The 20,050-nt window shown below is 40.3% G+C and carries 19 protein-coding genes; 2 read left to right on the forward strand and 17 right to left on the reverse strand.

Annotated elements, in window-relative coordinates; genetic code table 11:
* Positions 1 to 7 precede the first annotated feature (7 nt).
* The 10 genes from DXD11_RS10335 to DXD11_RS10375 all read right to left on the reverse strand — a co-directional run bounded on the left by DXD11_RS10335 (position 8) and on the right by DXD11_RS10375 (position 5,616).
* Entirely contained in the window at positions 8 to 610 is a 603-nt protein-coding gene (locus DXD11_RS10335) for a Type 1 glutamine amidotransferase-like domain-containing protein (protein WP_118758346.1), read from the reverse strand.
* Between the two features lie 114 nt (positions 611 to 724).
* Positions 725 to 1,291, reverse strand: a complete 567-nt coding sequence (locus tag DXD11_RS10340; protein ID WP_118758347.1) for a DNA-3-methyladenine glycosylase I — start codon at positions 1,289 to 1,291, stop codon at positions 725 to 727.
* Positions 1,242 to 2,147 (reverse strand): LEM-3-like GIY-YIG domain-containing protein, encoded by a 906-nt coding sequence (locus tag DXD11_RS14330; RefSeq protein ID WP_243105853.1) that lies wholly within the window; start codon positions 2,145 to 2,147, stop codon positions 1,242 to 1,244. The genes DXD11_RS10340 and DXD11_RS14330 overlap by 50 nt, the downstream gene beginning before the upstream one ends.
* 9 nt (positions 2,148 to 2,156) lie before the next feature.
* Positions 2,157 to 2,861, reverse strand: coding sequence for a hypothetical protein (locus tag DXD11_RS10350; protein ID WP_118758348.1), 705 nt, complete (start codon positions 2,859 to 2,861; stop codon positions 2,157 to 2,159).
* Positions 2,862 to 2,873: 12 nt separating this feature from the next.
* Complete coding sequence (locus tag DXD11_RS10355; protein WP_118758349.1) at positions 2,874 to 3,098, reverse strand: helix-turn-helix domain-containing protein; 225 nt, start codon at positions 3,096 to 3,098, stop codon at positions 2,874 to 2,876.
* 158 nt (positions 3,099 to 3,256) lie between these two features.
* Positions 3,257 to 3,634 carry a hypothetical protein gene (locus DXD11_RS10360; protein ID WP_118758350.1) on the reverse strand — a complete coding sequence of 126 codons (378 nt, stop codon included), beginning with the start codon at positions 3,632 to 3,634 and terminating at the stop codon, positions 3,257 to 3,259.
* Between the two features lie 25 nt (positions 3,635 to 3,659).
* The gene (locus DXD11_RS14235) at positions 3,660 to 3,827 is read right to left on the reverse strand and encodes a hypothetical protein (RefSeq protein ID WP_158579438.1); all 168 of its coding nucleotides are present in this window, start codon (positions 3,825 to 3,827) and stop codon (positions 3,660 to 3,662) included.
* Complete coding sequence (locus DXD11_RS10365) at positions 3,820 to 4,260, reverse strand: DUF7768 domain-containing protein (RefSeq protein WP_118758351.1); 441 nt, start codon at positions 4,258 to 4,260, stop codon at positions 3,820 to 3,822. Before DXD11_RS10365 ends, DXD11_RS14235 begins: the two co-directional genes overlap by 8 nt.
* Before the next feature lie 5 nt (positions 4,261 to 4,265).
* The gene (locus tag DXD11_RS10370) at positions 4,266 to 5,033 is read right to left on the reverse strand and encodes a phage antirepressor (protein WP_118758352.1); all 768 of its coding nucleotides are present in this window, start codon (positions 5,031 to 5,033) and stop codon (positions 4,266 to 4,268) included.
* A gap of 43 nt (positions 5,034 to 5,076) precedes the next feature.
* Positions 5,077 to 5,616: a hypothetical protein gene (locus tag DXD11_RS10375; RefSeq protein WP_118758353.1), complete on the reverse strand. Its 540-nt coding sequence runs from the start codon at positions 5,614 to 5,616 to the stop codon at positions 5,077 to 5,079.
* A gap of 498 nt (positions 5,617 to 6,114) precedes the next feature.
* On the opposite strand from DXD11_RS10375, the gene DXD11_RS10380 reads away from it, so the two are divergent.
* Entirely contained in the window at positions 6,115 to 7,260 is a 1,146-nt protein-coding gene (locus tag DXD11_RS10380) for a CGNR zinc finger domain-containing protein (RefSeq protein ID WP_118758354.1), read from the forward strand.
* Between the two features lie 65 nt (positions 7,261 to 7,325).
* Here DXD11_RS10380 and DXD11_RS10385 read toward each other — a convergent pair whose 3' ends face one another.
* The 7 genes from DXD11_RS10385 to DXD11_RS10415 form a co-directional block, all read right to left on the reverse strand.
* The gene (locus tag DXD11_RS10385; RefSeq protein WP_118758355.1) at positions 7,326 to 8,705 is read right to left on the reverse strand and encodes an LlaJI family restriction endonuclease; all 1,380 of its coding nucleotides are present in this window, start codon (positions 8,703 to 8,705) and stop codon (positions 7,326 to 7,328) included.
* A gap of 14 nt (positions 8,706 to 8,719) precedes the next feature.
* Complete coding sequence (locus DXD11_RS10390) at positions 8,720 to 10,906, reverse strand: McrB family protein (RefSeq protein ID WP_243105854.1); 2,187 nt, start codon at positions 10,904 to 10,906, stop codon at positions 8,720 to 8,722.
* Between the two features lie 15 nt (positions 10,907 to 10,921).
* Positions 10,922 to 12,067 (reverse strand): DNA cytosine methyltransferase, encoded by a 1,146-nt coding sequence (locus DXD11_RS10395; protein ID WP_118758356.1) that lies wholly within the window; start codon positions 12,065 to 12,067, stop codon positions 10,922 to 10,924.
* A 2-nt stretch (positions 12,068 to 12,069) separates the two neighbouring features.
* Positions 12,070 to 13,476, reverse strand: a complete 1,407-nt coding sequence (locus DXD11_RS10400; protein WP_118237465.1) for a DNA cytosine methyltransferase — start codon at positions 13,474 to 13,476, stop codon at positions 12,070 to 12,072.
* Positions 13,477 to 14,045: 569 nt separating this feature from the next.
* Positions 14,046 to 15,551: a 23S rRNA (uracil(1939)-C(5))-methyltransferase RlmD gene (rlmD, locus tag DXD11_RS10405; protein ID WP_118758357.1), complete on the reverse strand. Its 1,506-nt coding sequence runs from the start codon at positions 15,549 to 15,551 to the stop codon at positions 14,046 to 14,048.
* A 27-nt stretch (positions 15,552 to 15,578) separates the two neighbouring features.
* Entirely contained in the window at positions 15,579 to 16,523 is a 945-nt protein-coding gene (locus DXD11_RS10410) for a 3'-5' exoribonuclease YhaM family protein (protein ID WP_022216953.1), read from the reverse strand.
* A 139-nt stretch (positions 16,524 to 16,662) separates the two neighbouring features.
* A complete protein-coding gene (locus tag DXD11_RS10415) occupies positions 16,663 to 17,100 on the reverse strand; it encodes a hypothetical protein (RefSeq protein ID WP_118758358.1) in 438 nt (145 codons plus the stop codon).
* A 424-nt stretch (positions 17,101 to 17,524) separates the two neighbouring features.
* Here DXD11_RS10415 and DXD11_RS10420 point away from each other — a divergent pair, with 424 nt between their 5' ends.
* Positions 17,525 to 19,990: an endonuclease MutS2 gene (locus DXD11_RS10420; protein WP_118758359.1), complete on the forward strand. Its 2,466-nt coding sequence runs from the start codon at positions 17,525 to 17,527 to the stop codon at positions 19,988 to 19,990.
* Positions 19,991 to 20,050: the final 60 nt, after the last annotated feature.

Below are 20,050 nucleotides of genomic sequence, written 5' to 3' on the forward strand. Positions count from 1 at the left end.
TTTCAAATTAGTCTTTGCAAATAACCTTTGAACCTTCACCATCAATTACAATTCCCTGATGGTTGTTAATAGGGCATAGATTCAAATCCGAAAACTCAGTCATTATTTTCTCGGTAACTTTCTTAAATGGTGCTGTAAGATAATGCGGAAGAACATAGAAATCAATCAAATCAAGCCCTGCATCATCTTCTTGTGAGTAGTCCTCCGGCTTTTCATCCATTTGCTCGATATATTGGATGCTTGGAGCGCATATAATTGCGCCTGCCGACTCGCCGATCATCAATTTTCCATTTGCCAATTCCTTTTTCAGTAGCCCATCAGTTCCCGTTTTACGGAGCTGGTCCATAAGAAAGAAAGAATTTCCGCCGGTAAAATATATCACATCTGCTTCTTCAAAAACAGACTGTATCGTTGAATAAGCCTCCGTTGAAATATCAATTTCAGTTACGATTGCTCCCAACTTTTTGAATAATTTTCGAGCCGAGCCGACATAACTGGTGTAGCCTTCACGCAGTGAAGCTGTTGGAATAAATGCGACTTTCTTATTTTCAATTTCTTCCTTTATCAGACTTCCCACACTTGAAAAGTGCGAACATAAAAATAGTTTCATCAATATTCTCCTTTATAAATACCGATCTCTCGAGTTCTAAAAACTGGAAATTGTGATGCAGAAAGTCTTTAACAAGCCTGTTGAGCTGCTGTTCTATCAATCGAACGTGAAATGCTATTTGTTGGCATACAAATGGCAACCTTTTACATGGTCATTGACAATTCCTATTGCCTGCATATAGGCATATATAATTGTACTACCAACAAACTTAAAGCCAAGCTCTTTTAAGTCTTTACTAATTTGATCTGAGAGTGCAGTCCTTGCGGGTATATCAGTTTCAGTTTGGAACTGATTGAGAATTGGCTTACCATCAACATAAGACCATATAAACGAATCAAAACTGCCATACGATTCTTGGATTTTAATAAACTGTTGAGCATTTGTTATTGCTGATTTGATTTTTAACCGATTACGAACAATGCTGCTATTTTGCATTAGCTCTTCTATTTTTGCATCATCATACAGCGCTACTTTTTTACAGTCAAAGTTATCAAAAGCAATTCTAAATGCCTCTCTTTTGTTTAGTATTGTCAGCCACGATAGTCCTGCCTGCATACCTTCAAGTATTAACATCTCAAATAGTTTATTCTCATCATGAACGGGCTTCCCCCATTCATTATCATGATACTCTTTATATAAGTCGGTAGTTGCCCATGAACATCTTTGTATCAATTCTTCCATAAGTTTCTCCGTCCTGCAAATTCCGATTTGTCAATTTCATTAAATTATGAATTTTATCTTTCTCCAGTGGATACAAATATGTAATCGGATTCTGTGCCGACTGATTTAACTTCAGTCCGGCTATCGACTTTCCAATGTAGAATGATTCATTCTCATCAAGTGGAAGCCCCTGTTCATATCTTACATCCACGAAGAATAATCTATTTTCAGTTTTCGGTGTCAGAACAATATCCTGTCTTGGAAGTCTGTCCTTTGCCTCTTTACATACAAACCATTCTGACGGCTTATACACGGCCACAATCAAAGAATTGTAAACACCGAAAACATACTCAACTGTTTTAACCTTTTCCTTTGATGCTCTCCACACACCACGAACAGCATCATATAATACTTTCTCATCCATACCTCTCTTGTAGAGTCTGTTTATTTTGATAACAAGGATTCTGTGCCTAATGTCTTTTTCTTCAAGTTCAATGGCACCGTTTATTCTTTCATACTCATCAACCGATAAAGCCTCTGCCGAATGATGCCCAGCAACAATGTTTGTCAGTCCCGCATCACTAACATAGTTGAATGCATTGATCAGTGATGCCTCTGCAGCAAATGCCTCTTCTTCAGTTAAGTTTGAATTTATAATAATCTTTTCAACTTCAAGTCCGGCATCCTTGATATCTGCGATGGTCTTCAGCTTCAACTTCTCACTATCTGGACTGACCGGGCTTTCTTTTTCATGCTCAAATACTCTGTTTTTCGTGCCTTTTCCAATATAGAAGATTTGCTTTGTGCGTGGATCTATGAGTCCATACACATAATAATCTCCAAGTGAAAGAAGACTCTTCTCTGAAAATTTATCCATCCATTTCTCCTAGTGTGCAGTATTTATTCCTTTGCTTGTATCCAAGTCAAAACCAACCTGCCAAAATCCCATATCAATCATTTTCATTTGCGGATATGGCATACCTTCAACTTCCATCTTTTCTCTGACGGGTTCGAGTCGGTCAGCATTTTTTTCATAAAAATTGACAAGTTGCATTATAGATCTAATGTTGTAATTTCCAGTTGCCACCTTCTGATTCTTTATTCCTGCAATAAAATATCTATCATATGCCGGAACACAACCAAGCGTTCCCATAAGTATTTTTGTGATGAGAGTAAAAGATAACTGGTTCTTAAGTTCTTGCTCTTTTACTTCGTGTCTGATTTTATCGTAATACTGCTCCAAAAATAAATTTATATCATGCAGTAACTTTTGGTTGCTTTCGTCTTTGAAACCGATACAGTCAATTCCAGCCAAGGCATCATATTTTTCGCTTAACAGTTCTTTCACTACTGGAATATGTACTCTATAATCCTTTTGCAATAAAAATGATGAGCCACGGTACATTCCCCAACTTGCTAAATAGAATGCCAGCTGCAGACTTAAATAATCATAATCGACATCATTTCTACCTCGTGCATTCATAAAATGTGAATAGCAGTGTTCCCATGAACGATATCGACCATTTTCATCAGACTTCAAATCGTTATAAAATTCTGTTGATGATTTAATTATTAAATCCACTGTATCCATATTTCTCACCACCTATTCGTTACTCGTTTTTATCCGCTCTCCGTCTGGGAAGATAAAGGATTGCTCAAAGGTCACTCCCATAACATCAGCTATCTGTTTTAATTCCTCAAGGGTAACAGTATCTCGTTTCAGTTTCTTGCCAAAGTTCTGTGGAGTCTGACCTATCCGTCTTGCAAGTTCTGAAAGGCTTACATTCTTTTTATTACATAATTCTTTAATCATATCGGATGTCTTCATCTTAATCCTCCATGTAAAAAACGCACCTCAACTTATTATATTATAAACCAAATGGTTGATATTTTCAATCCTGGCACAGTTACACTTTGTAAATTTTCTATGAACGACAAAAACACCCTGCATCGCTGCAAGGTGTCCGTATCTTGTTATTTCTACGATTATCTCTTTAGCTCAAGCGTCATTCCAGACTTAAATTCAAAGATAAGCTTGTTATCAAAGACTGTGATCTTCTCAATAAGTCTTCTCACCATCTGTTCATCGTATTCAGTCACTCGGCTTGATTGTGTCTGCAGGAACTGTCGCATCTCTTCGATTCGCTTTTTTAACATTTCCTGCTCGGTATCTTTGGTTACAACTGCTACCTTCTTTTCCCTTAAAGCATCAATCTCATTTGCAATAACATCGTACTCGGCATTCTTGTTCACGCACATTACAAGCTTTTCCTGAAGTTCTGCCATCCTTTGGTCGATGTACTCAAGAGTTGCTGTGGAGTTCCCATTCAGTACATCTTCAATATTGTGTTGTAGCTGTACCAAGAACTGTTCTCGTCCACCAAGGGTCTTATTGATGGCTCTTACTTCGATAATTTCCCTTGTACTTTGCAGTTACATGATCCATCTTCGTTGCTTTAATAAAGGATTCCTTGTCGGAAACAATCATCTTGTTAGGATACAGACAGTTACCGCTGTTGCCGACACAGTCTGCTGAATAAACAGTAAAATTAATCATATTCTCCGACCTCCTTCAAATCTTGGGTAAACCATCTGATCTTCATTCTTCTTTTCTTGGCAACACCAATCTCACGAGTCATGCCTCGGCTTATCACACCACCGAATACCCAGACCTCTGTGCATTTGCCAAGAAGTACATAATTGAAATGCATAGCCATCTCTCTTTCCACCTCATTACCGTCGTCCATGAACTGCGGATATAAAAGATGAGGTGTTACTGGGATAGCATTTTCATCAACAGCGAATCTGCTGTATCTTTTTGCATTTTTTACATTGGTTTTAACATCACCTGCATACGGACTGCACACATACACCAAAGGAAGATAGGCAGCCTTTTTATCAGCTGCCACTTCTTCACGATGGATATTGGTAAGAGCCTCATATGTAGTCGGGTCGGAATAACCCTCATGATTAAACTTATCAATGCCCATATCTTTTAATCCTCCTGTTCAATGACTGGTAAGATGCCTTCGTTCTTCAGAAGGTCATAAAGAAAAAGTCTGCCCTTCTGTGTCCAATAGGTATGCATCACACTTCTGCTCTCATCAATTGCATAGGTACGTGATTGTGTGTATCCGCATTCTGCATACTGCTGATATAAAAGCCATGTCTTTCTGAACTTGTACTGAACTCCAAGTTCATGAAGAAGTTCATTGAACTTGCGGCCGCTCATACCGTAGTCCTTTGCAATCTGTGTAATAGGAACTGTGTTCTTGTTCTGTAAAATAAGGTCATAGTAGCTTGCCTTTGGCTGCATCTCTGCAATCTGCTGACGCTGAATAAGCGTCTGACATTCAAGCTGTTTTCTTCTCTCACGCTCTTCTTTAAGCTGTGTAAGTGCTGCAATCGCAAGATCAGGATTTTCCAAAATCTCATCGATGGCATACATTCCATGCTTACGGATAGCCGGAAGAACCTCTGCCGTTACCCAATGTTTGAACTTCTTCGCATTAGGCATTTTGCTTGAAAGGATAAGACTGTAAAGACCTGACTCATTGATCATGACTAAATTCTGCGTTCCACCAAGGGTGTCGCATTTTGCTACCCCCTTGTCTTCATCATCAACGTGCTTGTTAATAGCATCTCTCGGATTGCTGTATCCAAGAATTGTTGCTATATCCTTTGCAACAAACATAACCTCACCGTTTACAGTTGCTGTTCTTACAGAACCAAACTCTGTGCTGTTAAATACTTGTAATTCCATACGAATTACCTCCTTAAATTAATTTCTCGGAGATGTTACCCTCCTACCTGGTAGCCTTGGGAGAAGGGTTAAAAGGACGCTTTTGAAAAAACTTTTTTAATTTTTTGATTGCACGTCTGTAACGATGACTGACATTGTTGGCATTCTCACCGATTGAGGCTGCATACTCGCCAACGGTGTATCCGTCAAGTACAATGGCAATGACCATATCTGCTACTGCAGGTTTAAGAAGACTTCTCAAAGTTTCACAGCATTCTTCGTATTCAAGCTGGTTATGTACTCCGTCAATAGAACTGTTAAATGCTGACTTATCAGCTGCTCTGTACATAATTGCTTCTTCTGTGTTGACCTCAACTGTACCGTCCTTGCTCTTCATATAAGCGTTGCCAATATGACGGTCATGCTTGTGCCAACTGTTGTAATCGGGTCTGTTAAATCTCTCTTCGATTGCATCTTGGATTCTCTTTTCGTAGTCTTCCTGACTTTCTTCTTCTGAAATGGAGATATTTAACCATTTCTCCAATTCCATGTTTTCGACCTCAAGTGTCTGATACTCGTTCTCGTAACGAATCTTGATTTTCATAAAGTTCCTGCCTTTCTGCCTGGTTCTTGCAGAAGGGCATAGGAAACAAATTGGGCCGGTGCTTATAGAAGTACCGACCAATGAATTGCCTGAAAAAGTGCATAAGGAAATAAGGGTACCTCTATCGCACCTTTCACAGGTTGTCCTGTGATTGATGCCGATATTTGTATCCCAATGCCCTTATAGCTAATCAGGCCTTGTGATAATAATTACTGAGTGATGTTCTCACCTTATATAACGATTCTTGATTTCGTTAACTTGGATCACATCTGAGTTATCTTTCAACTCTGTAATAAGTATAATCAACGGCAAAAAGTAATTGAAGATAGCAAGTTTTCACATAACTTTTATATTTTAGTAATGGATATTTAGTTGTATTTTGAGTTATTAAAGAGTATAATTAGTACATTCCATATACTTTGCCATTACTATTTTCAGGCAAAAAAAATAAAGCCATGACATATGCCATGACTTTCCGACCACAGAAAGGAGCCAAAAATGCCCCAAATCAAAGAAAATTTTTTTGAAAATATTTTATTTAAGTTCGAAAGTTGTAGTTGCGACTGCGTTGAAGATATAGAACACATTGCTCCGGGAGCAGAACCTATCAGCAAATTCAAGCTACAAGCAATGCCGGAACACCCTATTCTCTTTGGCTACGCAGCTAAAGATGGCTTGGTTCGTATTGCACCCAACGGGACAATCAAAGAAAAAAACATTCTCGGCACTCTGATGTCTCTTGCAAATAAACCCACCAAGGAACTCGTATCATTTATGAGAGACAATGGTTTCCTATTTCCAGTTTGTGCAGATACCTATGAAGTATTTGATGAGATGTCTTTATACGGAATAATCAACCGATTAAAAATGACCGTAGAGCTAATGACTGCTGCCAACGAGATCAGAAAGAATTACAAGAAAATTTGTGACCTAACGATTTCTTTATTGTTCTCTGAGGATCTTACAATAAAAACCGACTCTATGAAAAATGCCTACTCCAGCTGCCATCATAAATATGTAGATACACTTATAAACCCACCTGTTCAGTTATCTTACAGCAGACAACAAGAAGCATTTGAAGGAGACACCTATAGCATCACCGATTGCATATACGGTTCTTATGCTCTTAACATCCAGGATTACAATAATATTATTGGGGGATATGCTTCTGTTCCGGGATATCAGAATGGATTCTATCAAAATATCACTTCGATGTTTGTTAATTATGAAAAACGAGATATGACCAAGAAAATCTCCGACTTCCTCTTCCATTTTCTTTATGAAATGAATGGAAATAGTTCCGGGGAGTTCTCTGATGAAATGAAAACAGCACTGATTGAAATTGCAAAATACATAATCGGAGAAGAGATTAATGCTAACCTTGATGGTATCCATCCTGTTTATAATTCGGAAACAATGACCCCATCATGGAAAGTAGATTCACTTCTTTGTGCAGCTTACTTCTCTATATTCTATTTGAAACCAGACCTCGAATTGTATCGTCCTTGTGACAATCCTAGATGTGGTCGCTACTTCCTTGTAAAGACCACTTCAACAAGAAATCGTTTCTGCAGTCAGGAGTGCTGCAACAGAGTCACTCAAGACCGTTACAGAAAACGAAAAAGAGAAAAAGAAGGATTATAAGAAAAGAACCTCTGTCTGCAATCATCTGCAAACAGAGGTTTTATAATATTATGCTATTTTTATATTTAATCAAAATTGTAGGAACCACTATCTTCTGCAACCATAGAATCAACAGACTTAATACCTACATAAGATACAGGTTTAGGAATAGGCGCCTCTCCAGTAGATGTAATTTCATCTCTTCCCAAAACTGCCTCTATACATTCTGCAAGAGCAACTTTTTCCTTTATCGGCTTACCAGAATAATGATACATCAGATACCTTGTATCCATAACAATTCCTTGGATTCGTTCATAGTATTTCTTGTTGTATCTCCAGTCACCAACTGCCTCTCCAATATTGCCAACAACTGATGTAAGCTTGAAATGGTTCTTTGCCATATTGTATGGCATGATAAAGGCATTGAATAATGAGTTAGTATCTACACCTTTATATTTTTCCAGATACTCACCATATGTAATCTGCTTATTGATTGATGAACCGTTAGGCAGATGATCTGGAATACCTGTCCAACCATACTTATAGCACTTAGCATCGAGAATGTAATACTTGCCATTGTAAATCATGATAGTATCTGGCATCAAAGGTCTCTTCTCTTTATACTTGCCATAATCAAGCAACCATCTTGAACGAGGGAAATATTTCTCTTTGTCTTTTTCTCCAAAGGCTCTATCAATTAGTTTCTCCCACACATGGTCAAAATCATCAGTGCCAAAGTAAAACTGCTTATCAGAGGTCTGCTCATCCATGTACTCAAGCATATCCTTCATACCTCGGAATAAAGATTTCTTTTTATCATCATTTGTAGCAGCAAGTTTGCTCTGAACAATTCTGATTGAAGTTTTCACATCTGGGTGTGGTCCTGGTTCTTCCGGCATATATGGAACATACAACCATCCGAGTCTCTTGAATGCCTCATAAACACAGAATCTATTAATCTGAGTTATTTCCTTTGTGTCATTCGGTGTTGATGAGCGAACCTCGAACTGTGTAAATACAAAAGAACTCACACCGTTTCTACTCTGAACAAGTGGCATCTGCTTTCTTGCAGTTCTTGCCCAGTCTTGCTTTCCAGTTGGAGCCGTGATATACACCTGTTCCTTCTCAACATAATATGTTCCACCGATGGAAAAATAATATTCGATGACACTTTTGTATGCGTTGATTGGAAAATCAACTGTCTGCGGTGCCGCAAACTTATTGATAGCAAGTAAACGGTCATCCTTTGTTGTAAACTCAGACAGTACTTGTATTAAGTGCTTAATATCCGTTCTGATCTCGGCATCAGTTTCCGGCAGTTCATATCCAATAGGGAAATAGACCATGGCATTATCTGAATCTGCTTTGATACCTACAAAACGGTCACCATCTTCATTTGTGTTAATATGGCAGTGCTTTTTGATATCATATTCCATGATTGAATTCAAAGCTGAGCCTAAATCCATCTGTCATCACCGCCTTACTCTTCGTCTTCTCCTGTAAAGGCATCCTTCACATTGTCTTTGAAAACCTTAAATCTATCTAATCCCTGGGCATACATAAATGCACGGATTACCTGCTCAAGACTCTGGTATTCTGTAACCTCAAAGATCACTTCACGGTTAAACTTAAATGCATCATCCCACAGATACTTGATTACCTTTTCAGGGAACTTTCTATTCTGTCTTATAGCATCACGGATAATAGCAATCTGTGTTTTCTCATCATCTGTAAGAGTACCTTTGCTTTCCTTTTTGCGAAGTGCATCGTATACTTTTAAATCACCCATCGCATCATTAAACTTAAGGTCACGAAGATGAACAAAGTATGCTCCAAGTCTCTTATCTTCTGCAGATGTCATTCTAGCACTGTTGCCAACAACAATCTTATTGATTTCTACACAGAAGTTTCTCCACGTAACCGTAGTATCAAGAATTTCTGCATCTGCAAGTGTCGGATCAACATTAGCAAAATTATTCTCAATAAGACGCATATCCCATCTACGCTGAAAAGCTGTATCCAATGTAAATACATTCTGGTCAGATGTATTCATCGTGCCAATGATAGAAAGGTTTGACGGAATACGAACCTTTTCTGTCTTTCTATCTTTGCCATACATTTCTTCAGCAATATTCATATTTGTAATGCCATACTCACTTGTACCAATTGGATATCCGTCATCATCAATATCACGAATTTCTACCTTACGGTCAAGTAGCTGGAATACCTCACCAAAGATAGCCGGAGCATTACCACGGTTAATCTCCTCGATAATAAGGATGTACTCCTTGCCAGGATTGTTATAAGCCTCTCGAAGAATATTTGTAAAAGGACCTGGTGTAAACTTATAACTTACCTGCCCGTCTTCTGCAACTGCAGGAAGAATCTGACCAATAAAATCTGAATAAGTATAGTCCGGGTGGAATACAAGTCTTTCCACAACACTTTCCGGCTTACAGTATTCATGTTCGATAGTCCAGCTCTTGCCAGAACCAGGAACACCGTAAAGAAGGACATTTTCTCCAGAGGACAATCTTATTGCTTCTAAATCAATTTCTTCCTTTTCACTCTGCTCCCCAGATTCTCCACCAGAAATATCCTGCAACATTTCGTTAAGGAATTTCTCGTACCACTTTAAGCCGGTGCTTAAAAATCTGTTGTTACAAGCCTTATTCACTTCTTCATAATCGGGATGACTTTGAATGATATTCTTTACTTCAACAAAAACATCCATGTCTACGATTTCAAAAATACTTTCTAAATCTGGATACTCAGCAATTTCCATCAAAGAGCAAACTTTCTTCAATGCACTACAGTTATTGCTTATCATACTGGCAGTACAAGGAGTTCCGTTTACGGTTACCTGCTTAGCCATCCATGCACGAAATTTCTTTTCATTGTCATCTTCATTATTATCATTTTCAAAATCAAACGATGAAGCATCAATAATATCTTTATCAATATTATAAATCTTTAGATTTCTGAGTCTTGGCTGATACTTCTTTAGCACCTCATCTGCAATTACAATATGTTTACCATTACTTGCATTTGCAGACTCATCTTCAGCTAAAAAGCCCCATCTAACAAGTATCATAATTGGTTTACAATCTGCATATTTATTCGCTTCATCGCCTAACTGAATTGGACCCTGGCTACGCAATTTGCGAAGTTCCTGAAGAGAATCTGTATAATTTGCTCCAAGGTCTTCCAGTTTCCATAACAACCATGCAAATTCCCTATAGGTCAAATAACCTAAATCAAGAATTGCTCTTATGAATAAAGTAGGCGGTTCGATATCTGTGTTGCTATCTGGGCAGCCATAATTATCTCTACCAAACTTCACCTGTTCTAAAGCTTCCAACAACACTTCTTGCACCTTTTCTGTATCGTTTTTTTGCAAAGCTTCATACATTTGCTTTCCCGAAGGTGTAATTCTTCTAAATGACTGAGGATTACGAATATCTTGCCATACAGTAAATCCAAAATATGATGTAATTTGTGCTTTTTTTGTATATGACGAAGAGTACTGATCATCTCCTATCAAAGCTTTCAATCTTGTTTTATACAAATCATTTGGAATCCAATCATTTGCTTCGTAATATATCTTTAGAACAGATTCTATCTCATTTAATAGTGCACTGTTCTTTGGCATAACTATTTTTCCCATAGTAACTCTACTCCTTTACTTTAGTTGCGCTAATAAAGCCAGCATTATTGCTCTTACTAATTTCGAAGGAATACCTTCTCCGAACACTTTCCTAATAAGCGTATCACTTGCCCATTCAGGAATAGGCCAATCAAGAGGTAGGGACATCACTATCAATAATTCATAAATGGACAACACCCTCGGATCTGAATATAAAATTTCTCCTGTATCAGATTGATAAGCATTTCCTGGATGAACGCAGGCTAATGACGAAATTACTCCATTATTTTGTGTAATTGTTCTGCACGGCATATCCCACTTCAATCTTCTGTAATGATTATGATGTGCCTTAACGGGTGTTCCATCAGCTTTTTGTGGATAATAAATTTCGTTATATATTGCTGATTTACCACTCGGAGTATGCATCATCCATTCAACCTGTTTCCATGAATGTGTGGGAGGATAATGCCATTTTGAAACTGCTAGCCCTGCCGCCTTTTTCTTTTCAAAGTCAGGGAATTTTTCCAAAGTTTTCTTAATCCCTTCTCTCAGATACGGATCTAAGGATGGCAAACATCCTATCGCTTCTCTTAGTGTTATTTCCTTCTGCTTTTCAGGAAATTCCCAAGTTACTCCCTGAATATCTTTTCTAACCAATAGAAATATATTACGTTCTCTTAGTTGTGGCACACCATAATCCTTCGCCATTACCAAAGTTTCTTTATTGAATTTATAGTTTTCTCCAAGTTCTCTTTTTATGTACTCTGGGATTAAAACAATTTCATTTTCACATTTTATCTTTGTGGTTAATTGTTTTGGTACATTTTCCATAAATACAAATTTAGGTTTGATTCTTTTAATCACATCAATAGCGTAAGATATCAATTGATTTCGCGGATCCAATTCCAAACGAAGACCTGCCTCACTCATACCTTGACACGGCGGTGTCGCTATTACAAAATCAACATTTTTTTGTATTGCCTCATTCACAATACCTTCTCTGACCTCATCATCTGTTATGTCTCCACAAACCATATGTGTATCTTTGTAAACATCTTGATAAAAATGTGCTCTATCTTTATCGATTTCATTAGCGAGTATGATGTCTACACCAATATCTTTCATATATGCCTCTGCTATTCCTACATTTGCAAACAAAGACAAGCCTCTCAAATTCGACATTTTTAATGCTCCTCTTTCAAGTTTTCAAAAACTTTTTTAACAAATAATGGTGGAATTCCCTCACCGATTATTCTTCTTAAAAAAGCCTCTGATGTATCATCCGGTACAGGCCAGTTGTCTGGAATACTCATAATTTTCATAAGCTCATACAAGGTTAAAGCCCTTGCATCCGAATAAATATCATCACCATTTTCATCAATATATTCCTTAACTCCAGGATGCACATTATTTTGCGATGAAATTTTCCGATTATCCATCGTAACTGTATAAGCGGGAGTATCCCAATTTTGACGCTTGTAAGTATTTCTAAATCCTTTGACAGGCTTTCCATCAGCTTTTATTGGATAATAAACCTCATTATCAAAAGCAGTTTGCCCGGTTGGTGTATGTTGCATCACAATAACTTGACGTTTAATATGATGTGGTGGAATGTGCCATTTTGAGATTTTTTCAGCCTGTTTTGCACGTTCATAATAGTGAGGAACAATCTCAAGCAACTCCTTTTCGTCAACATCGGTAATAAACGGATCCAATTTTGGCAAATTACCAATTGCATCTCTCATAGTAATCACAGCATCGTCTTTCAAGGGAACTAACCACTCTAATTCTTGGTCTTTTCTTGTCATCAAAACGATAGCTCGCTCTCTAGTTTGTGGTACCGAATAGTCTTTTGTGTCAATTACTGCCTTGTGTATAATATAGTCTTTACCAAGTTCTTCATTTAAAAGGTCAGGAATTAAGATATTTCTGTCCCCAGCCCATATTTCAGTATTAAAGAAGGCTGGAACATTTTCAATCATTACATACTTAGGTCTAACTTCCTTGACAGCCTCAACAACCTGACACACCAGTCTATTTCTTTCATCATCTGCCAATTGTTGACCAACGGTACTCATACCTTGGCAAGGTGGTGTAGCCATTATAATATTGACACCTGCATCAATAGATTCTTTTACAATTTTTTTAAATATTTTCTTATTTGTAATATCTCCACATATCATATGCGTATCTGGGTAAATCTTCGAATAGAGAATTGCTCTTCTCTCAATTAATTCGTTAGCCACAACAACATCAAACCCTATTTCTTTCAAATAAGCCTCAGCAACTCCGATGTTGGAAAACAAGGATAATACTTTCATATTGTTTTTCCTTTCGCTGCGAACTTGTATTTCTTGTGCATTAGCAAACTCGAAATATAGCTTTACTGCTTTTTTTATCTGCGAGCGAACTGTTGTTGACAAAGCTTGATATTCATCAACTTGTTCCAGTTGATATTGATACATAGTGTCATTAAACCAAGTCAACATACCATCTGCCCTTCTAAATCTTGAAACAGTGTTGCTAATCACTTTGTTTGAATAGGTCTTATTCTCGGTAAGCCATAGTTTAAAATTGCTTAAATCACTCATAGAATCTCCTCCGCAAATACACAAAGATTGTTCTTTTATATTATATCATATCCCTTTTATGGCGTCAAGTATTTGACGCCCATTTCCGAATTGTATTAACGCCGATTTTAGGTTTGAAACTATATTTAATTTTATCAGTTATCACCAACTCTACCTACACAACCTATACTATCTCCAATCCTGTCAACTTAACCACGAGGGTTACCGACCATGAATATGTTATGGTATAAAAGAAAAAATTCGAGAGCCAGAGTTTCACCCCCTACTCTCGAACCCAGTTTGTTCAAAAATTCCCCTATATGTTACATCATTGGTATTACTTCGTCATTGCATCCTCCACATACATAACTGCACAGCTCAATATTTTATATACTTAAATGAATTAGTAGATATTTATCATGAATACATTTTAAATCTCATAACTTCAATGTTTTAATCTATTCAACCTTAAATCAACGCTTCTGTCTATACAACCATAAAATCGCCATGATTTCTGCTGGCATTTACTGTCTTGAAATTACAATGCTGAAAACTCGGAAAAGCCCTTATTTCAAGCTTTTTTCACACTATCAATTATGTACTTTAGTCAACAGAACCACGCACTCAACGTGCCCACTATGACAAAACTGATCCACGACCGCCACCTTCTTCGCCTCATACCCCTTCTCCTGAAGTATCTTCACATCTCTCGCCAGGGTTGCCGGGTCGCAGCTCACGTAGACGATACGTTCCGGCGCCATATGAACCAGAGTATCCAGAAGAACCTGATCACAGCCCTTTCGCGGTGGGTCCACGACCACGACGTCCGCGTGGGAGCCGTCGCCGCCCTTCTTGTATATGTCGGGAACGACTTCCTCTGCCTTACCGACAAAGAACTCGGCATTTGTGATCCCGTTGATCTCGGCGTTGTGTCTTGCATCATCTATAGCCTGTGGAACGATCTCCACTCCGTATACCTTCTTTGCCTTCTGTGCGAGGAACAAGGATATGGTTCCTATTCCGCAGTACATGTCCCACACGGTCTCATCACCGGACAGGTCCGCATACTCCAAAGCCTTGTTGTACAGGACATTTGTCTGGACAGGATTTACCTGATAGAAGGACAATGGGGATATCTGATATTTGATGTCACCGATATAGTCCGTGATGTATGACTGTCCCCAGAGGGTTATGCACTTATCACCGAGTATACGGTTCGTATTCTCCATGTTGACATTCAGGCAAATGGATGTCATGCCGTCTATCTTAACCAGTTCATCTATCAAAATCTCACTGTGCGGAAGCTTGTTGCCATTTGTCACCAGACACACCATGATCTCCTTGGTGGTAAATCCAACTCTGATAAGGATATGTCTGACCAGACCTCTTCCAGTCTCCTCGTCGTAGGTCGATATGTGATTGTCCTCAATGAAGCTTCTGACGATAGCAACTATTTGGTCATTCACAGGTGCACCGATGGCACAGCTCTCTGTGTCTATGATGTCGTGGCTTCTTCCTGCGTAGAATCCGATGACAACATTGCCGTTCTTGTCTCTGCCGACAGGGAATTGGGCCTTATTCCTGTAGTGGAATGGATTGTTCATGCCGTAGGCTGGCTTTTCCATGATGGCTTCCACGTTCTCCATCTTGCCGATCCTCTGCAGACAGTTCTTCACCTTGTTCCACTTGTATTCGAGCTGCTGCTCATAGGAAACCTGCTGCATGGTGCATCCGCCGCATCGTTTCGCCTTGTCGCACACCGGCTCCACGCGGTATGGCGATGGTGTGATGAGCTTCATCAATCTTCCGTAGGCTATGTTCTTCTTCACCTTGACGATCTTCACCTCCGCCAGATCGCCCACCACGGCATCCTTGACAAATACAGTCATGCCCTGAACGTGTCCAATGCCCTCTCCGTCATTACCCATGTCCTCGATGAGCACCTGGTAATCCTCATTCTTGACGAGCGTGACTTCACCAGTATTTGCCGCATCCGTTCCGGATGTTCTAACAACTGAACTGGCATTATTCACTGCCTCCATGGTATTTTTTCTCTGCATACCATTTACTCGTCTATTGTTCCTAATATCTGACATATACTATCTCTCTTCCTATTGCCGTTATTAATTATCTGACGTCTTTCGGATGTTGGACTGGAGAGCTCTGTTGAAGCCCAGCCAGCCATTGTTGTCCTTTGCCGCATCCAGCTCCTGGATAAATGTCTGGATCTTGGCGTCTGTGTTGTCCGCCATGGACAGTGCCAGAGCCTCGATGAGTGCCGGCTTCTTTGGTGAGCCGTACTCAAGCTCCCCGTGGTGAGCCAGTATGCAGTGCTCCAGCTCATTTGCCGCCTTTGCAGGGAAATTGTCTATGGTATTGATCTTATCGCGGATCATCATCGTTCCCATGACTATGTGTCCCAGAAGCTGACCTGCGTCTGTGTAGTCGTTCTCAGGGAACTTGGAGATCTCGTAGACCTTGCCAATGTCGTGGAGAAGTGCCGCTGTGATCAGCAGATCTCTGTTGAGCACCGGATAATATGTAGTGTAGTAGTCGCACATCTTGGCAACTGCCAGCGAGTGCTCCAAGAGGCCTCCTATGTATCCATGGTGTATAGATTTTGCCGCTGAATGATTCTTGAATTCCTTGACAAATGCAGGATCCTCGGCGAAGAATTTCTTCAGAAGCACCTTGTAATAATCCTTGTCGAGTGATTCCACGAGAGCCATAAGATCCTTGTACATCTGCTCTATATCTTTCTTGGTACACGGCATATAATCAGCCTCTGAGTATTCTCCCTCATCTGCAATACGAATCTTCTTGATATTGAGCTGAAGCTCATTGTTAAATGATGTGACCTGACCATCCACCTTGATAAAGTTCTTTGACTCAAAGTGTCCTATCGCATTGCTCAGCTCCCAGACCTTTCCGGCTATACTTCCTGTCTTATCCACAAGCTCCAGGTTGTAATATGTCTTTCCTGATTTTGTAGTTCCTGTCTGCTTGTTCTTGCAGAGATAGACATTTGATATCATGTCGCCTTCATTGAAATCTGTTATAAATACCATTTTTCTTTCCTCTTTCTATGCTTAATTATTAATATGTTATTTACATTTTAATCATATATAAGAATACAATAGGCGGTTGTGAAAATCCAGTATTTACTGAACATTTCCACAACCGCCTATATTACTATATTCCCCCACATCACATCTTATCATACTCATGAAGCTTATCTGAAGCAGCCTTCCCATTCTTCCGTGATTCTTCCCTGTCAAGCTTTCTCACTCCAAACAGCCCCTTGATGACAAATGCTATTCCCACGCAAAGTGTTCCAAGGATCAGTGTGAGCTCAAGTCCTGACATATATCTCAGTGAAACATTCAGTGAGATTATGATGCATACAAAGAATGCTATACAAAGTCCTGTGAACACAAGTCCTGTTCCCATGTTCGGCTTAACCAGAAGTGCGATAAATGCGATGACCAGCAGGACAATAAAGATTCCTCCAATATTCACACCACCACCTATACGAAACAGTGAACTTAAAAGTCCCCAGTCGGACACGACGACATTCTTCAGGAACATCACACTGCCCGCGATCATCAATACGATTCCCAATAAAAACTGCAATAACTCTTTCATAACCTGTCTTCTCCTCTTCTTTTTGTAATACGTAACTCTATTTGTCTTAAGTCATATATCGCTTTATTTTTCCCCCCAGATCAAACTGTATTTTATAATATCAGCTTTGTGTTCCTCCCGCAACCACAGCCGCTGAATTAATCAGGGAAAATGTGCCTATTTCTACACCTGCAATATGTTGACGCTCTATAATTATAAGGGGTATAATCAATTATGTATGTTTATAATTAGAGTCTTTATATATATTTAATTATGCTTTTCATGCACTTATCGAGTTAAACACTGATCCTATTCATCATATGATCACAAGATTCATGCCCGTGCATATGAATTTTACAAATCTGCATTTGTATGAACATATTTATATAAACGAATTTACATAAGCACTATAAAATAAAAAGTTAAATAATAAGGAACACCGAAAATGAATCTGAGAACATTAAGAGTTATAGAATACAACAAAATAGTTGAGATGCTGACAACATTTGCCTCATCACCCATGGCGAAGAGGAAGTGTCAGCGCATAAAGCCCCGCAAGGATCTCGCCATGATCGAGACTCTTCAGCAGGAGACAAGGGATGCCTTAAGGCGTCTGAACACTCAGGGCAACCTGTCATTTGCAGGACTTAAAGATATCGGGGCATCTCTAAAGAGACTTGAGGTTGAGGGAATCCTCACAACCGCAGAACTGCTTGATGTGGCAAGCATGCTGGACCTGGCTGCCACAGCCAAGAGATACGGTGAGAACGAGGGCACAAGCATGACAGATACGAGAAGACGCAGCAAGGAGCAGATTGAGGAGGAGAAAATCTCCAACAAGATGCTTGGTCTGAGCATGAACCCGGATGGCACCACATGTCCTGACAGCCTGCGCACGAGATTTCTGGAGCTCATGCCACTGGAGCATCTGTCCAGAGAGATCCACAGATGCATTATTTCCGAGAATGAATTTGCCGATGACGCTTCATCAGGACTCAAGGCCGTGCGAAGGAACAAACGACTGACAAATGAAAAGCTGCACAACCAGCTTGCAAAGCTTGTCAGCGACACCAGCAAACAGACCATGTTCCAAGACAATCTTGTAACCATGAGAAACGGCAGATACTGTATTCCGGTCAAAGCCGAGTACAAGAACCATTTCCCTGGTATGATACACGACCAGTCGTCGACCGGTGCCACAGTGTTCATCGAACCTATGGCCATCGTGAACCTGAACAACGAGCTGAAGGAGCTGGACAATCAGGAGCTTGCCGAGATTGAGAAGATACTTGAATCACTCTCCACCCAGACAGCGGCTGAGATAGAATATATCAAATACGACTTCGACACTCTGGCAGAACTGGACTTTATATTCGCAAGGGCATCATTTGCAAGAAGCTACAAGGGAACCGAGCCGATATTCAATACCGATGGAATCGTTGACATAAAGCAGGGAAGACATCCGCTGCTGGAGAAGCACACCGTCGTACCTGTGGACATCAAACTGGGTGAGGACTACAACCTCCTCATCGTGACCGGTCCTAACACCGGTGGTAAGACGGTATCACTTAAGACTCTGGGACTCTTCTCACTCATGGGACAGTCCGGACTTCATATTCCGGCACTTGATGGTTCAAGACTGAATGTATTTGACGACGTATTTGCCGATATCGGAGATGAGCAGAGTATAGAGCAGAATCTGTCCACATTCTCATCCCACATGAGCAACATCGTGTACATACTGGATCATGTCACCCCCGGCAGTCTGGTTCTCTTCGACGAGCTGGGCGGCGGTACGGACCCTATAGAGGGTGCAGCACTTGCCATCGCCATCCTGTCACATCTGAACGACATGGGTGTCAGATGTATGGCAACCACACACTACAGTGAGCTCAAGACATTTGCCATGAGCACACCGGGTGTCGAAAATGCAAGCTGCGAATTTGACGTGGCAACACTCCAGCCAACTTACAAGCTTATGATTGGTATTCCGGGAAAGTCAAATGCTTTCGCCATAGCGAAGAAGCTTGGCATCGACGATAGCATCATCGAGAGCGCCAAGGCCAATATCGACAGCGATACAGTTGACTTTGAGACCCTGATCGCGGATCTCGAAAGAAGCAAGAGGGAGATTGAACAGGACAAAGCCGACATTGCAAGACTCAAGGAGGATGCAAAGCAGCTTCAGGAACGTGCACAGATGAAGGATACAGAGCTCTCAGACAAGAAAGCCGAGATTCTGGCAAAGGCGCGCCAGGAGGCATCCGAGATCATAGAGGAGGCGAAGGCTGAGGCCGATGCCGCTATAAGGAAATACAACAAATGGACCACTAACCCGGCAAAGGCCGATGCCAAGGCGATGGAGGCCGAGAGACAGAAACTCCGCGCGAAGATCAACGACCTCGGCAAGATGAACGAGGAGAAGCGCAAAACTGTAAAGTCAGACCACAAGGCATCCGACTTCAAGGTTGGCGATACCGTACATGTTATCAGCATGGATTCCGAGGGAACCATCATGGCACTGGCTGACTCCAAGGGTAAGCTGAAGGTCCAGATGGGTATAATCAGCGCGGCTCTTCCACCTACTGATCTTCTGCTGGTTGAGCATGAGAAGAAGAAACCGCAGAAGGCCACAGTCACAGGTGGCAAGAGCATGAACAGGATGATGAATATCAAGCCTGAGATAAATGTACTCGGTATGACGGTCGACGAAGCCACATCACTTGTGGATAGATTCCTTGATGATGCCCTTATGGCACATCTGCACAGAGTCACCATCATCCACGGAAAGGGCACCGGAGCCCTCCGAAAAGGAATACATCAATTTCTGAAATCACAGCCACATGTCAAATCCTTCAGACTTGGCGAATTCGGAGAGGGCGATGCGGGAGTTACCATAGTGGAACTCTAAAATAATGCTTCAACAATGAAGTCGGTGTACGCCTTCGGATTTTTTACAAACTATATTATT

It is taken from the genome of Coprococcus sp. TF11-13, assembly GCF_003481085.1.
Classification (GTDB): Bacteria; Bacillota; Clostridia; order Lachnospirales; family Lachnospiraceae; genus Coprococcus; species Coprococcus aceti.